We start from the raw sequence: 15,259 nt of genomic DNA, 5'->3' as shown, positions 1-15,259 counted from the left end.
CCCACCGTACGTTCATGCGATGCTCAGACTTGTGCGAAAATGCAGCGCCGCGTTCAGAAGAAAATATCCGCCAATGCGTCGCTCGAGTCTTGCGGTGCGGTGGCGGGTGGCACTGGAAAATCTGATTTGCCCGAGAAAACACGGTCATGGCCCCGGCGCTCGGATCCCATCGTATAGATCGCATAGAGTTGATCCAAGCGACCCTGCTCTGAGGCAAGAACATCATATTTGGTCTGCCCGCAGTTGGCGGGTGAAATCAGACCATGAAGATCCGAGATGAAGGAGGCTAGATCGGAGTCGGCCCTCTCGAAAGCAGACAGGGCCTTGTGGCTGGCGAGCAGAGCGGTCTTGAGGGCATAGCCCTCTATGACACAGGCCGCCTTGACCCCACAGACCGCCTGATCGGTGCCCTGCAACCGTTCTGTGAGGTCACACGCGATGGCGATTGTGCGCGACATCGTGTCGGCGGCGCGCAGGACATCGGGCATGGGTGTCGCGGCAAGTGCCGTGGTCGTCGCGTCGATCTGATCAAAGATCTCGTTGGAAGTTCTCGTCAACGACAGAACCTGACGCGAGAGTTCCTGCAAGGCACAGGCCTCGGAGCCGATGTTGCAGCAGACGATGAATGTATTGAGCCCGAGCAATCGGATTTGATGATCCAGCAGCCCCATATCAGCGGCGAGACCCTGAATCGCCTCGATATGGTCTTGGGTCATCCGGGTGATCCGCAGGAGCGTGTCCAGATTGACCTGTGACGACGTCAGAGCCGCAGACAGGCTATCGGCGCAGGCAATCATCGCCGAAACGCGCTTTCTCTGGGTGTCGTTCGGATCAAGATAGACCTGTTCCGCAGCGGAGAGAACCTGTTCGGCCCGGAGGTGTATGGCCGTCAGCCGTTGGAGCACCGACTGGACATCGCCCGTGATGTCATCACGGCTTTCTTCAGCCTGACAGACGGCGAGATATGTGAGAGCGTCGGAGGCGTCCTGACGCTCTTGCGCCAGCGCGGCGCCGAGAGCGGCGCGCGCGATGACATTGATATGTTCCAGACGTTGCCGGACGGAGTCCCCTCTCTGAAGTTCGCCGACGATGGCGGAAACCTCGGCGAATATGTCCCGCATTCCGGTTTCGATCACGGCGTTTCCGGCGGCCAATTCGTGATGGTCGCGTTGAGTCTTGCTGACTTGCTCTTCCAGACCGCGAAGGGCCGGACCGACCGTTTCCGTCATGTCTCGCGACAGGTTGAGAGACCCAAGATCAAGATCCGTCATATCGTGCTCGATGATTTCAAGGCGGTCCTGAAGCGATTTGAGCTGTTCGTTGGCGGTTGACGCAATGCGGGCCAATTCGATGGAGAATTCGTCGATCTTTGGCTCTCGCGTGGTCAGCGAATTGCCCAAGATACGCGAAATGGGCGCAGAGGTGGACATGGTGCGGGTCACCACGGGGATAGGCCGTTGGGCCATGATCTTGCACAGGAAATCCAGTCCGGACATGCGCGGCAGTTCCATATCCAGCAGCATGACATCAGGCAGACCCGATTGCATTTTCGAGACCGCGATGAAGGCATCCGCCGCCGTGGCGAAGAGTTTCAATGTCGGATCGGTTTCCACGATGCGCATGAGCATGGCACGCGCCGAGGCGGAATCGTCCATGATCAAGACGGAAATCTGAGGTTTGCAGGCAACATCCAGCATCACGCGGTCTACTCTTTTTGATAAACAGCCGTTGTGAGCTGTTTGAGATTGGGCTGTTTCACGGTCATGGATTCCGAATGGCCGACCACCAGATACCCTTTGGGCGCGAGGTGGCGTGCGAGGCGCGCGATCACCCTGGCCTGATCCTCGGGCTCGAAATAGATGAAGACGTTGCTCAGGAATATGATGTCGACGTCCTGATCCACGGGGTAGCTGTCATCTATCAGGTTGAGATGCGTGAAATTTGTCTTGCCCCGGAGAGGTGGCACGATCCGTGCTATCCCGCGCATGTCCTCTGTCTGACCCTGCATGGTGTAGCGCGTGCGCAGGGCTTCGGGGACCGGTGCCAGGGCCTGCGTGGTATAGATCGCGCGGCGGGCGGCCGCGACCATCCGGTTGGAGATATCGGTGCCGAGAATGGCGTATTGAAAGACCGTGCCCTTGCGCGCGGCCTCTTCGAGCAGCATCGCCGCCGTATAGGCCTCGGAGCTATCCGAACAGGCGGCGCTCCAGACCTTGAGGTCGACGGTCTTGTCGAGGCGTTGCTTGCGGTCGATGATATCGGGGAGCATATCCGTGACAAGACAGCGGAAATGGGCCGGTTCCCGGAAGAAATCGGTCTTGTTGGTGGTGATCAGGTCGATGACATCGCTGCGTTCCGCGCCAAATCCACCATCCTCGAAGAGATGGCGGAAATACTCCTCGAGCGAGGTGAACCCGAGCGTCTGCACGCGGCGGCGCAGACGGCTCTCGATCATCACCTTTTTGCCGGAGGGGAGTTTGATCCCGGTTTCGCGGGAAATCACCTCTGCGAAGTGGTCGTGGTGGGATCTGGCGCGGGACAGGCTCATGTCAGGGCAAGCTCTTGTGGGGTCTCGATGGGGCGTTCGGTTGCAAACGCGGGGGATTTGCGCCGGACGCCTTCGGCAAAGAGCTTTTCGAGATTGAGAATGCAGACGAAATCGCCGTTGCGGCGGCCGATGCCGGTGAGCACACTTTCATCCCAGGTGGTGATGCCGGCGTCGGCGGGGGATTTTATCCCCCCCCTCGTCCAGGTCCGTCACCTCGATCACCCGTTCGGTTTTCAGACCGACGGTTGAGCTGTGCTGGCCGTTGAGCAGGCTCAGGATGAGAATGCGCGTCTCGGAGGTGTCCTTGGTCGGGCCTCGGGACAAAAGCTCTGAGAGGTCGGTGACGGCGATGCTCTCGCCTCTGACATCAATCAGACCCAGAAGTTCCGCCGGGCTGTTGGGCAGCGCGGCGATGGGTTGGGTGTCGAGGATCTGCTGGACCCGGTTCACGGGTACAGCAAAGAGTGAGCCACTCGATTGGAAGGTGACGACTTGGGTGTTTTCGTTCATCGGTCAGCCCTCACGCCGCGTCGCGGGATGAAAAACCATGGTCGAGATCGTCCTTTTCGGCACCAAGGTTGAAGGCGAAGCCAGCGGAGTTCCGTCCGGCTTTGCCCGAGGAGGATTTGACCGAGCGAACAGTTGCGCGGGCTGGGGCGGACCGTTCCTGTGTCTGAACACCGGCTTTGGCGGACAGGACAAAGTAGGACACCGCTTCCTGCAACTGCTCGGATTGGCTTGAGAGTTCCTCGGCGGCAGACGTGTTCTCTTGGGTTACCTTGTCGAGTTGCTGGATCGCCAGATTGACCTGATTGGCCCCGGCAGAAAGCTCCTGCGAGGCCGCAGAAATTTCGCTGACAAGAGAGGATGTGCGTTCGATATCCGGCACGAGACCTTGCAGCATGGCCCCTGCGTTCACCGCTGACCGGACCGTGGTGGCAGAGAGGGCAGAGATTTCTGTCGCCGCTGTCTGGCTGCGTTCGGCCAGTTTACGCACCTCTGCGGCGACAACCGCAAAGCCGCGTCCGTGTTCTCCGGCGCGCGTAGCCTCGACTGCGGCGTTCAACGCAAGCAGGTCGGTCTGGCGCGCAATCTCTTGCACGACCATGATCCGGTTGGTATCGGTGCGGCAGCGGTGATCACGCTCTCCATCGCGCGGCGGGTGACAAAGGCCGCTGATCTGGCTCATGGACTCTCGCAAGGGGATCTGCGTCAGACGCTCGACGTGACGGGGCGCGATGAGGTTTCGACCTTGCAGGCCTCGATCAACGACATGGTCCTGCGCCTGCGCGATATCGTGGCCGATGTGACAAACTCGGTACGCAACGTGTCTTCGGGCGCGACCCAACTGGCGGAAACCTCGGAGGACCTGGCGCGCGGCGCGTCCGATCAGGCGGCCGCCACAGAAGAGGCCTCTTCTGCCGTGGAACAAATGACCGCGAATATCACGCAGAGTGCCGAGAGTTCGCAGACGACCGAAGGCATTGCGATCAAATCCGCCGAGGATGCACGCGCCAGCGGCCGCGCCGTGGCCGATGCGGTCAGCGCGATGCAGACGATTGCGGACCGTATCATGATCGTTCAGGAAATCGCGCGGCAAACCGATTCCTTGGCGCTCAACGCCGCCGTCGAGGCCGCACGCGCCGGGGAACATGGCCGGGGATTTGCCGTGGTGGCCGCCGAGGTGCGCAAGCTGGCCGAGCGCAGCCAGACCGCCGCCGCCGAGATATCCGCGCTATCCGCGACAACGGTGAGCACGGCGGTCGGCGCCAGAGCGATGCTGGCAGAGCTGGTGCCCAATATCGAGCGCACCTCGGGGCTGGTCACGGAAATCAGCGATGCCTAGCGCGAGCTCTCGACCGGATCGTCGCAAATTGCGCTCTTGATTCAACAGCTTGACCGTGTGACCCAGACCAACAACGCCGCCTCTGAGGAATGGTCGAGCAGCGCGACCCAGCTTGCCAGCCTCGCCGAGGAGCTGACGGTTGCGGTTGGGTTCTTTAAGGTGTCGGATCAGCCCGCCGCAACGGCACCGCGCGAGACCCGGAGTGTCGCGCCCAGTTCGGTCATCCCGCTCAAGCGTGGGACGTCCCCGGCGCGGGCGACAAAGCCTGTCGGTGCTCAAGCGGGGAGCGGGTTTGAGTTTGATCTGGGTGGTGTGGGCGACGCGTTGGACGCTCGCTTTACACGCAAGGAACGCGCCTGAGCGAGCGGTCGGGGCAGGTTGGGAAACCCACCTGCCCCGAGGTATTGGTTCAGTCGTTCCACGCCTTGTCGATGCCGTTGATCTGGACGCGGGTCGGCAGACCCAGCCGGTCCAGAACCGTAAGGAAGGGTTTGGGGTCCAGTTCTTCGACATTGCGCATGGTGCCGGTATCCCAGTCGCCCTGCGCGATCAGGATGGCGGCGGCGACGGGCGGCACGCCAGCGGTGTAGGAAATCCCCTGGCTGCCAACCTCGTCAAAGGCTTGCTTGTGGTCGGCGACGTTGTAGACAAAGACCTCGACCGGCGCGCCGTCCTTGGTGCCTTTGACCAGATCGCCGATACAGGTCTTGCCGGTATAATCCGGGGCCAAGGATGCGGGATCGGGGAGCACCGCCTTGACGACTTTGAGCGGCACGACCTCCAGCCCCTCGGCGGTTGTGACGGGATGTTCCGACAGCAGGCCAAGGTTTTGCAGCACGGTGAAGACGTTGATGTAATGCTCGCCAAAGCCCATCCAGAACCGCACATCGGCGTTGGGGTAATTGGCGGCCAGCGAATGCACCTCGTCATGCCCCGAGAGGTAGGCGCGGCAGGTGCCGACAACGGGCAAATCCCAATCGCGCCCCACCTCGAACATCTTGTTCTCTTGCCAGGCACCGTTCTGCCAGGAATAGACGGTGCCGGTGAACTCGCGGAAATTGATCTCGGGGTCGAAATTGGTCGCGAAGTAGCGCCCATGCGAGCCGGCGTTGATATCCACGATGTCGATGGAGGTGACCGTGTCCATATAGTCATCGGCAGCCAACCGCGCGAAGGCATTGACCACGCCGGGATCAAATCCGATGCCGAGAATGGCAGTCACGTCGTTCTGTGCGCAGAGATCGCGCTTTTTCCATTCGTAGTTGGCATACCACGGCGGCGTTTCGCAGATCTTGGCCGGGTCTTCGTGAATGGCCGTGTCGATATAGGCGGCCCCTGTTTCGATACAGGCGTCGAGCACGGACATGTTCACGAAAGGCGAGCCGACGTTGATCACGATCTCAGCCCCGGTCTCGCGGATGAGGTCTGCCACGGCAGCGCTGTCCATGGCGTCAATTTCATGACTGGCGAAGGTGCCGGGCTGTTTCATCGCTGATTTTGCGTGAACCGAGGCGATGATCGCGTCGCATTTGGCGAGCGTGCGCGAGGCGATGTGCAGATCGCCCAACATATCGTTATTCTGAGCGCATTTATGGGCGGTGACCTGAGCCACGCCACCGGCACCGATGATAAGCACGTTACGTTTCACTTCTGCTGTCTCCTTTTGTTGCAGGACAGGGGAAGGAGGGCGATCAGCCCCAGGAAAGAGAGAGGGTGGTCCTCATGAGAGCGAGGCGGCATAGTCCTCGAAGGTGAAGTTGCGAATCAGATCGACGGTCCCATCGGGGCGCCGGATGGCGATGGCGGGCATGTTGACGCCATTGAACCAGTTTTTCTTGACCATCGTGTAACCGGCGGTATCGGCGATGGAGATACGGTCGCCGATGGACAGCGGTGCCGCAAAACGCGCTTCGCCGAAAATATCGCCCGCAAGGCAGGATTTGCCGCAGATTTCATAGGCATGTGATCCCTCCTGCGGCAGCTTGGCGCTCTCGCGGTAGATCAGCAGGTCGAGCATATGCGCCTCGGTGCTGGAATCGACGATGGCGAGATCCTTACCGTTGTCGAGCAGATCGAGCACCGTCACCTCGAGCGTCGTCGATTGGGTGATCGCCGCCTCGCCCGGCTCGAGATAGACCTGCACGCCGAAGCGCTCGGCAAAGCCCTTGAGCCGCGCGGCAAGCTTTTCGAGCGGATAGTCGTCGCCGGTGAAATGGATACCGCCGCCGAGCGAGACCCATTGCAGCCGCTCGAGCACCGGCGCGAATTCCGCCTCGATGCGGGCAAGCTGCTGGTCGAAGAGGTCGAAATCGCTGTTCTCGCAATTGTAATGGATCATCACCCCGGAAATCCGGTCGATCACGCCCAAGATCTTGTCCACGTCCCATTCGCCCAAGCGCGAAAAAGGCCGCGCCGGATCGGCGAGATCGAAACTCGACGTTGAAAAGCGCGGGTTGAGGCGCAGGCCGCGCTCGATCCCGGCAGACTGGGTGTCATAGCGTGTCAACTGGCCCACGGTGTTGAAGATGATCTTGTCGGCGTAGGACACTGCCTCGTCGATCTCGGCATCGGACCATGCCACGGAATAGGCATGGGTTTCCTTGCCGAACTTTTCGCGCCCCAGCCGCAATTCAAAGAGCGACGATGAGGTGCTGCCATCCATATAGGGCTGCATCGTTGGAAAGGCCGACCAGGTGGCAAAACACTTTAGCGCCAAAAGCGCCTTGGCCCCCGAGAGCGCGCGCAGGCGCTCGATCTTGTGCATGTTCTGCAAGAGGCGCTGTTCGTCGATCAGATAATAGGGTGTCGGGATCATCTGGCCCCCCTTTTGCTGTCACAGGGTCATGCGGTGTCGCGCAGCGCATACCCCCCCGGGTCACGCGATGCAATGGCAGAGCGGCCCAATGCGCCGGGCAAGACCGCCGAACGGATTGACACAAAACGGGAACATGTGTAGAACAAAACCAAATGACCCCTGAGAGGATCCGGCCCATGCTGACCAAAAAACAACTCGATTTGCTGGAGTTTATTCAGAAGCGTGTGCAGCGGGACGGGGTTCCACCCAGTTTTGACGAGATGAAAGAGGCGCTTGATCTGCGGTCGAAATCCGGCATTCACCGCCTGATCACGGCGCTGGAGGAACGCGGGTTCATCCGACGTCTGGCGCACCGTGCGCGTGCGTTGGAAATTGTGCGTCTGCCCGAGAGCCTAGGGGGCGAGGCGCGCCACAGCTTTACCCCCCGCGTGATCGACGGCGATCGCCCGGATGGCCCGCGCCCGGCCAATTCCCAGCCGGTCGAGGTGGCGCATGCCTTTGAGGTGCCTCTGATGGGACGCATCGCCGCTGGTGTGCCGATCGAGGCGATTGCCCATGTGCAACACAATGTGTCGGTACCCGGCACCATGATCCGGGGCGCGGCCAATCACTATGCGCTCGAGGTGCGCGGCGATTCGATGATCGAGGCCGGGATCAACGATGGCGATGTGGTGATCATCCGCGAAACCTCGGTGGCGGATAATGGCGATATCGTCGTGGCCTTGATCGAGGATCAGGAGGCGACGCTGAAACGCTTTTATCGTCGGGGCAATGCCATCGCGCTCGAGGCGGCAAATCCCGCCTATGAAACCCGCCTCTTTCCCGAAGATCAGGTGCAGGTTCAGGGGCGGTTGGTCGGGTTGATCCGCAGCTATTGAGAATTCCAGAGCCTCTGTCCGATGAGATCGCGCGCGGTGACAAGGCGCAGGCCATTCGCGGTGGCGTAATAGGCCAGTGATCCTGTGGCGCGCAGAGTGTCAGGTGTAACGATCTGGCAATCAAGGGTTTCGGCCGGAGCGGTGTCAGGTGTGACGCTGAGAACGACCAGCCTGGCCCCATTGCAGCTGAGCGGCTTGGCGGCTGCGGCCTTGCCCGCCACGACGCGGACACCGCGGCTCTGGGCCAGACCCTCGGACCAGCGGGCAAAGGCCGCCTCGCGGCTGGCGTCGTCGCCGTCATTCTCCAACCAATTATCTGCCACGAACCCACCTCCTGTCGGTTTGTTGAGCGCGCGCCCGGCCTCTGTCATGACTCCGATCAACGCGCCAGTGTCCGAGACGACCATGACGGGCCGCTCTGTGAACGACCAGAACAGCGTGCCCAAGATGATCGGCAAGACGCCCAGAAACCGCGTCCGGCCCTGCCAGAGCACGATAAAGAGTGCCCCAAAGGCCAGCACGGGCAGCACATAGGGGCCGGGTGCCATCACCGGCACCCGCGCCCCGTCCAGTGCCGTAACCCATTCCGCGACGCCGAGAATCCAGCGCAGGCCAAGCTCCATCACGCGCAGTGCGATCCAATCCATCCCAAGCGGCACCAAGAGCGTGGCGATGACCGCCGCAGGCATGACCAGCGCCCCCATCAACGGCACGCTCACAAGATTGGCCAAGAGACCGAATTGCGCATATTGGTTGAAATGCGCGGCGGCGACCGGCGCCGTCGCGGCCCCGGCCACGGCTGAGGAGATCACCACCGCAAGCACCGGGCGCAGCCAGCGCGGCCCACGCGCGAGCCCCGCATCGCGCAGCCAGCCAAACACCGCGACCAGAGCCACGGTTGCCGCAAAGGACATCTGAAAGCCGGGACCGAGCAGCGCCTCGGGGTGCAGGGTCAGCACGATCACGGCCGCCACCGCCACCGCCCGCAGGCTGAAGGCACGACGTTCGAGCATCACGGCCCCAAAGATCACCGCGACCATGACAAAGGCGCGTTCGGTCGCGACATTGCCGCCCGAGAGGCCGAGATATCCCGCAGCCGCCAGAATGGCCAAAGCGGCCGAGAGCTTCTTGGCCGGAAGGCGCAGGCCAAGGCGCGGCGCGGCGGCAAAGCCGAGGCGGACGGCGGCAAAGACAAATCCCGCCAATAGCCCCATATGCAGCCCGGAAATCGCGAGCAGATGCGCCAGGTTGGAGATGCGCATGGCGTCGAGTGTCGCAAGGCTCAGCCCCGCGCGGTCGCCGGTCATGATCGCCGCGGCAAAGGCACCGGTCTGCCCCGGCAGGCGGCTCTGCACATGCTGCGACAGCGCCATGCGCGCCCGAAAGAGCGCCTGGCCACCCTGCCCCGCCTCGAGCCGCAGAACCGGCGTGCGGGTATAGCCGACAGCACCGATCCCCAGAAACCACGCGTGGCGCTGGAAATCAAAGCCGCCCGGTTCGACCGGCCCACCTGTCGGGCCGAGATGCGCCGTCATGATGACGCGCAGGTTGGGCTGTGGCGTAAAATGGGGTTGATCGCCGTGCAGGGAGACACGCACCCGGCGCGGCGTGCGGTTCGGGTCGGTGCGGTGCAGAACCACATGGTCGAGCGTCAGGCGCAGCGCGTCCGAGGCTGAGCGGTCGATGCCCACGATCCGCCCTTCGACCGGGCCATAGTAGCGCCAGCCCAGCATCGGCCCCGCCACCAGATGCGCCCGCAGACCCGCGAGCGCGAAGCCCGCCAGTATCAGCGTCATGGCCCAGAGAAGCGGGCCGGTCCATTCGCGCCCGCGTGCGGCCAAAAGCGCCAGCAAGAGCGCGCCCGCGCCACAGCCCCAGAGGACCGCAACCGAGGGTTCGCGCAACAGCGAGAAATAGGCCCCCACGCCACAGGCCATAAGAACCGGCACCCAAGGAAACAGCGCGTCGCGCTGTGCCAGCCAGATCGACTCTGCCCGGTGCCAGATTGGGTGCCAGGTCGGGTGCCAGATGCCCAAGGCTTGTTTCCCCCATGACGGGCCGATAGACAGGCGACAACGCTAGCCCCATCATCGTTACCGAGAGGTTAATCTGTCCCATGTCGCAACAGGTCGTGACCCGTTTTGCCCCTTCGCCCACTGGCTATCTGCATATCGGGGGGGCGCGCACGGCGCTGTTCAACTGGCTCTTTGCGCGCGGGCGCGGCGGCAAGTTTCTGCTGCGGATCGAGGATACCGACCGGGCGCGCTCGACTCCTGAGGCGACTCAAGCGATTCTGGATGGGTTGGCCTGGCTCGGCCTCGAGCATGACGGCGCGGCGATCAGCCAATTTGAGCGCGCCGACCGCCACGCCGAGGTGGCATGCAAATTGCTGGCGGAGGGGATGGCCTATAAATGCTTTGCCACGCAGGATGAGATCGAGACCTATCGCGAGTCCGCGCGCGCAGAGGGGCGCTCGACCTTGTTCCAGAGCCCGTGGCGCGACGCCACGCCCGATCAGCACCCCGAGGGCGTGCCGCATGTGATCCGCATCAAGGCCCCGCGCGAGGGCGTGACGGTGATCAAGGACGAGGTTCAGGGCGATGTGACCATCGGCAACGATCAGCTTGACGATATGGTCCTGCTGCGCGGCGATGGAACGCCGGTCTATATGCTGGCCGTGGTGGTGGATGATCACGACATGGGTGTCACCCATGTGATCCGGGGGGATGATCACCTCAACAATGCCGCGCGGCAGATGATGATTTATCAGGGGATGGGCTGGCCGCTGCCCGTCTATGCCCATATCCCGCTCATTCACGGACCCGACGGCAAGAAGCTGAGCAAGCGGCATGGCGCGCTTGGCGTCGAGGAATATCAAAAGATGGGCTATCCGGCGGCGGGGATACGCAACTATCTGGCGCGGCTTGGCTGGAGCCATGGCGATGCGGAATTCTTTGACGATGCACAGGCGCAGGCGTGGTTCGATCTCAAGGGAATCGGCAAATCCCCGGCGCGTCTGGACTTTAAGAAGCTGGAGAATCTCTGCGGTCAGCACATTGCCGCGGCCGACGATGCTGCGCTGCTGCATGAATTGTGCGATTTCCTTGCGGCGACGGAGCAACCGGCCTTGGATGACGCAAAAATGACGCTGTTCACCAAGGGCATGTATTGCCTCAAGGAACGCGCCAAGACATTTCCGGAACTCCTTGATAAAGCGGCTTTTATCCTTGCGACGCGGCCCATTCAGCCGGAGGAGAAAGCCGCCGAGCAGCTTGATTCAGTATCCCGTGGTATACTGGGAGAATTGACGCCGCAGTTGCAAACTGCTACGTGGACACGTGAGGCTATCGAGGGTCTGGCGACCCAATTCGCCGAAGACCATGGAATGAAGTTCGGCAAGCTGGCAGGCCCCCTTCGGGCGGCTCTGGCGGGCCGCAGTGCGACACCGAGTGTGTTCGACATGATGCTGGTTCTCGGGCGGGATGAAACCATCGCCCGGCTATCCGATGCGGCCTGTAGAGGGGATTAATCCCTTGGCAAGGCGTTACGTTTATCCAGCCTGAAGCGCAGATGGCGCATGCGGGCGCTGAAAGGGAGGACCCCTGATGTCAGACGACAAGAGAGTGGCGAAGCTGGAGATTGCGGGCAAGACCTATGAATTGCCGATGTATTCCCCCACGGCGGGCCCGGATGTGATCGACATCCGCAAGCTCTATGCCGATGCGGGCGTGTTCACCTATGACCCCGGCTATACCTCGACCGCAAGCTGTGACAGCACCATCACCTTTATCGACGGCGACAAGGGTGAATTGCTGCATCGCGGCTATCCGATCGACCAATTGGCCGAGAAATCGCATTACCTCGAAGTGTGTTATCTGCTGCTCTACGGCGAATTGCCGAGCCCCGCACAACTCGAGGATTTCGAGAGCCGCGTGACCAACCACACGATGATCCATGAGCAGATGCATTTCCTGTTCCGCGGCTTTCGCCGGGATGCGCATCCGATGGCGATCATGGTGGGGGTGGTCGGCGCGCTCAGTGCGTTCTATCACGACAGCACCGATATCACCGATCCCTGGCAGCGCGAAGTCGCCTCGATCCGGCTGATCGCCAAGATGCCGACCATTGCCGCGATGGCCTATAAATACACCATCGGTCAGCCGTTCGAGTATCCGCGCAACGACCTCGACTATGCGTCGAACTTTCTGCGCATGTGCTTTGCCGTGCCGGCGGAGAATTTCGTGGTCAACCCGATCCTGAGCCGTGCGATGGACCGGATTTTCACGCTTCATGCCGATCACGAGCAGAACGCCTCGACCTCGACCGTGCGGCTTGCCTCGTCTTCGGGGGCCAACCCGTTTGCTTGCGTCGCGGCCGGGATTGCCTGTCTCTGGGGGCCGGCACATGGCGGTGCCAATCAGGCCTGCCTCGAGATGTTGCAGGAAATCGGCACGCCCGATCGCATTCCGGAATTCATCGCCCGCGCCAAGGATAAGGACGACCCCTTCCGCCTGATGGGCTTTGGTCACCGGGTCTACAAGAATTTCGATCCGCGCGCCAAGGTGATGAAGCAATCCGCCGATGAGGTTCTGGAACTGCTGGGTGTCGAGAACAACCCGACGCTTCAGGTGGCCAAGGAGCTGGAAAAGCAGGCGCTGGCCGATCCGTATTTCTCGGATAAGAAGCTGTTCCCGAATGTGGATTTCTACTCGGGGATCATCTTGGAGGCGATGGGCTTCCCGACCTCGATGTTCACGCCGATTTTCGCGGTCAGCCGCACCATCGGCTGGATTTCGCAGTGGAAGGAAATGATCGCCGATCCGCAGCTCAAGATCGGACGCCCGCGCCAGCTCTACAAAGGGGCAACGCTGCGCGATTACGTGGATATCGAAAAGCGCTGAGGCGCATGCGCCCTCCCAAGACAAAAGCCCGGCTCCATGCCGGGCTTTTGAGTTTTAAAAAGTCGTAACCTATCCGGGTGCCAGTCCCGCGCCGATCATCATGCCTGCACCAAAGAGACTAGCCGCCGACAGCAGCGCCCAGCCAAAGAGTTTTGCCATCGAGAAAGGCCGCTCGCCAAAACAACGTCCGTCGATCCCAGACACAACAATGCGGTATGGCTTGCCCGCATAGCGATAATGCAGGATCCACAGCGGCAAGAGCACGCGTCGGAACCGGATTTCCGAAAGGTGCCCGGTCCAGGTGATATTCCTGATCCGCCCGCCGCCAGCATCCACCTGAATGCGCCGCCTTACCTGCTCTTCTATGTCCCGGCGCAGCTTGATCAACCCGTCAGACACCCGGCTCCCGTGCAGATCCGCCGCAAACCCAGCCAGATATTCCGGCTGATAAGGTTTGAGCCATTGAGGATAGAACCCGTGCATGATCCCGTCGCGAATATCCGGCGTGACATGGTCCGAGGCCCCGATCACCACGTCATCAAGCACCATCATTACCTGCCCGGAGACCCTCCGCCAGCGCGCAGATTTTCCGTGTCCAGTACGCCGTTGGGCCGTGTAGTTCACGTCTTTGGCCGCATCGAAGGTCCAGAAAGGTGCATAGACCGCCGCGATCTGGCCCGCTGTCACCACCTTGGAAAGCGGTGTCGGCGCTGACCAGAGCCCACGCACCCAGCAAGCGATTGCATCACCTGCGTCGGCCTTTGTATTGCCAATGGGGATAAGAGCAGAAGGCGTATAATGCGAATGCCCCCCGAACAGGACCACCGAACCGTTGCAATAGGGGCATTGTTCGGACACCGCACGGCCCACAAACACGACCTCACCGCCACAGGTATCGCAGCGATGTGCGTGCTCAATCTCGGGCGGCTCATCCTCGGGCGCGCCGGGATCATAGGCCGCCTCGCGCCGCGGGTTGAGGCCCGAATCTACAACGATCTCTGTCAGACGCCCACAGGAGTCGCATCTGAGGGACTGTGTTTGCGGATCAAACCCTTGCTGCCCACCGCACGACGCACACCGCAGGGCCGCCTGCACAGCGTCGAACTCTGGTTTGGTCTGCGCCCACGGGTTCATTGGTCGGACCCCATGATCATCACGGCAAGTTCAGTCACGAAACGCGACCGCTCCATCGCCCGCATCGCGGCCCCATCCAGATCCCCGGTTTTGGCCCAATCACCGTAGAAGGCACCGACAAAGAGCAATAGCAGCCCCCAGACCCCGACAAAGGACCACCCGCGCATACGCCGCAGCAGGCTCGGTGCGCTCGCCTGCATGCCGCATTTGCCTTCCATGATATCAATGCTCTTGCGTATCGGCCAAATGCCAATCAGCGCCATAACGCCAAGACTGCCAAGCGCCGACAGGACAAGCATCATGCGCCCGGCCCTCGCGGCTCAGCGCCCCTCAAACTGTGCGGGGCGTTTTTCGAGGAAAGCCACCACGCCTTCCTTGAAGTCGCGGCTCTGGCCGCAGGCGCCTTGCAATTTGGCCTCAAGGTCAAGCTGGGTTTCAAGCGTGTTGTCCCATGTGCTGCGGATCGCCTGTTTGATGGCACCATAAGTTTGCGTTGGTCCCTTGGCCAGATGGGCCGCACGGGCGCGCCAATGGGCGGCAAAGCCTTCGTCGCTGACCGCCTCCCAGATCATGCCCCAATCGCTCGCCTGACGCGCGGAGATGGGTTCCGCAAAGAGCGCGGCCCCCATTGCCTTGGCCATGCCCATCTGACGCGGCAGCGCATAGGTGCCGCCCGCATCCGGAATGAGGCCGATGCGGGCAAAGGCCTGAAGGAAATAGGCGCTCTCGGTCGCGATCACCACATCCGCCGACAGCGCCAGATTGGCCCCTGCCCCGGCCGCCGGTCCGTTGACCGCGCTGATCGTCGGCACCGGGCAATCGGTGATGGCGCGCAGCATCGGCACATATTCCTCGCGCAGCACCCGCTCGAGATCGAGCGTCGTGGCATTGCCCCCGTCGCCCAGATCCTGCCCCGAGCAAAACGCACGGCCCGTGCCCGTGAGCACCACAACACGCGCCTCGCGTCCCGCGTGGATCACCGCATCGGTGATCTCGGCCCGCATCTGGGTGTTGAGCGCGTTCATCTTATCCGCGCGATTGAGGCAGAGGAGCGCCACGCCGTCGGCGATCTCCAGCGTGATGGTTTGATAGTCTTTCACGGATTCGGGCCTTTCGGTCTGGTTTTGGGTATCAAAC

General features: G+C 61.8%; 15 protein-coding genes and 1 pseudogene. 5 read left to right on the top strand and 11 right to left on the bottom strand.

Features of this window, described 5'->3' with window-relative positions:
• Positions 1-53: 53 nt before the first annotated feature.
• The 5 genes and pseudogenes from VR71_RS09260 to VR71_RS09245 all read right to left on the bottom strand — a co-directional run.
• Positions 54-1,697 (bottom strand): response regulator, encoded by a 1,644-nt coding sequence (locus VR71_RS09260; RefSeq protein ID WP_045683202.1) that lies wholly within the window; start codon positions 1,695-1,697, stop codon positions 54-56.
• An 8-nt stretch (positions 1,698-1,705) separates the two neighbouring features.
• The gene (locus tag VR71_RS09255; protein WP_045683200.1) at positions 1,706-2,548 is read right to left on the bottom strand and encodes a CheR family methyltransferase; all 843 of its coding nucleotides are present in this window, start codon (positions 2,546-2,548) and stop codon (positions 1,706-1,708) included.
• The gene (locus tag VR71_RS24825; RefSeq protein WP_296430129.1) at positions 2,545-2,691 is read right to left on the bottom strand and encodes a hypothetical protein; all 147 of its coding nucleotides are present in this window, start codon (positions 2,689-2,691) and stop codon (positions 2,545-2,547) included. Before VR71_RS24825 ends, VR71_RS09255 begins: the two co-directional genes overlap by 4 nt.
• Positions 2,692-2,695: 4 nt before the next feature.
• Positions 2,696-3,058, bottom strand: coding sequence for a chemotaxis protein CheW (locus VR71_RS09250; protein ID WP_009819081.1), 363 nt, complete (start codon positions 3,056-3,058; stop codon positions 2,696-2,698).
• A 10-nt stretch (positions 3,059-3,068) separates the two neighbouring features.
• A pseudogene (locus VR71_RS09245) lies at positions 3,069-3,662 on the bottom strand (methyl-accepting chemotaxis protein); the annotation flags it as partial.
• On the opposite strand from VR71_RS09245, the gene VR71_RS09240 reads away from it, so the two are divergent.
• Together VR71_RS09240 and VR71_RS24820 are read left to right on the top strand one after the other, a co-directional pair.
• Positions 3,576-4,394 (top strand): methyl-accepting chemotaxis protein, encoded by an 819-nt coding sequence (locus tag VR71_RS09240; protein ID WP_367118645.1) that lies wholly within the window; start codon positions 3,576-3,578, stop codon positions 4,392-4,394. The pseudogene VR71_RS09245 and the gene VR71_RS09240 sit on opposite strands and share 87 nt — an antisense overlap.
• Before the next feature lie 57 nt (positions 4,395-4,451).
• Entirely contained in the window at positions 4,452-4,754 is a 303-nt protein-coding gene (locus VR71_RS24820) for a hypothetical protein (protein ID WP_296430125.1), read from the top strand.
• 49 nt (positions 4,755-4,803) lie between these two features.
• Here VR71_RS24820 and VR71_RS09235 read toward each other — a convergent pair whose 3' ends face one another.
• Both VR71_RS09235 and VR71_RS09230 read right to left on the bottom strand, forming a co-directional pair.
• Entirely contained in the window at positions 4,804-6,042 is a 1,239-nt protein-coding gene (locus VR71_RS09235; RefSeq protein WP_045683197.1) for a saccharopine dehydrogenase family protein, read from the bottom strand.
• Between the two features lie 72 nt (positions 6,043-6,114).
• Positions 6,115-7,209, bottom strand: coding sequence for a carboxynorspermidine decarboxylase (locus VR71_RS09230; protein WP_045683195.1), 1,095 nt, complete (start codon positions 7,207-7,209; stop codon positions 6,115-6,117).
• Positions 7,210-7,385: 176 nt separating this feature from the next.
• Here VR71_RS09230 and lexA point away from each other — a divergent pair, with 176 nt between their 5' ends.
• Positions 7,386-8,087: a transcriptional repressor LexA gene (gene lexA / locus VR71_RS09225; RefSeq protein ID WP_045683193.1), complete on the top strand. Its 702-nt coding sequence runs from the start codon at positions 7,386-7,388 to the stop codon at positions 8,085-8,087.
• On the opposite strand, the gene VR71_RS09220 is transcribed toward lexA, so the two are convergent.
• The gene (locus VR71_RS09220; protein WP_045683191.1) at positions 8,081-10,123 is read right to left on the bottom strand and encodes a ComEC/Rec2 family competence protein; all 2,043 of its coding nucleotides are present in this window, start codon (positions 10,121-10,123) and stop codon (positions 8,081-8,083) included. The two genes, lexA and VR71_RS09220, sit on opposite strands and share 7 nt — an antisense overlap.
• An 80-nt stretch (positions 10,124-10,203) precedes the next feature.
• Here VR71_RS09220 and gltX point away from each other — a divergent pair, with 80 nt between their 5' ends.
• Complete coding sequence (gltX, locus tag VR71_RS09215; protein WP_045683189.1) at positions 10,204-11,616, top strand: glutamate--tRNA ligase; 1,413 nt, start codon at positions 10,204-10,206, stop codon at positions 11,614-11,616.
• A gap of 76 nt (positions 11,617-11,692) precedes the next feature.
• A complete protein-coding gene (gene gltA, locus VR71_RS09210; RefSeq protein WP_045683187.1) occupies positions 11,693-12,988 on the top strand; it encodes a citrate synthase in 1,296 nt (431 codons plus the stop codon).
• 69 nt (positions 12,989-13,057) lie between these two features.
• On the opposite strand, the gene VR71_RS09205 is transcribed toward gltA, so the two are convergent.
• The 3 genes from VR71_RS09205 to VR71_RS09195 are packed head-to-tail and all read right to left on the bottom strand — an operon-like array spanning position 13,058 to position 15,222.
• Positions 13,058-14,122 carry a hypothetical protein gene (locus tag VR71_RS09205; RefSeq protein ID WP_045683185.1) on the bottom strand — a complete coding sequence of 355 codons (1,065 nt, stop codon included), beginning with the start codon at positions 14,120-14,122 and terminating at the stop codon, positions 13,058-13,060.
• Complete coding sequence (locus VR71_RS09200; RefSeq protein WP_045683183.1) at positions 14,119-14,424, bottom strand: hypothetical protein; 306 nt, start codon at positions 14,422-14,424, stop codon at positions 14,119-14,121. The genes VR71_RS09205 and VR71_RS09200 overlap by 4 nt, the downstream gene beginning before the upstream one ends.
• Before the next feature lie 18 nt (positions 14,425-14,442).
• Entirely contained in the window at positions 14,443-15,222 is a 780-nt protein-coding gene (locus VR71_RS09195; protein ID WP_040651658.1) for an enoyl-CoA hydratase-related protein, read from the bottom strand.
• Positions 15,223-15,259 lie beyond the last annotated feature (37 nt).

The sequence above is a fragment of the Roseovarius sp. BRH_c41 genome (assembly GCF_000961715.1).
GTDB lineage: Bacteria > Pseudomonadota > Alphaproteobacteria > Rhodobacterales > Rhodobacteraceae > Roseovarius.
Note: the sequence above shows the minus strand (reverse complement) of the source record. Positions and strands in the feature narration are given on the sequence as shown.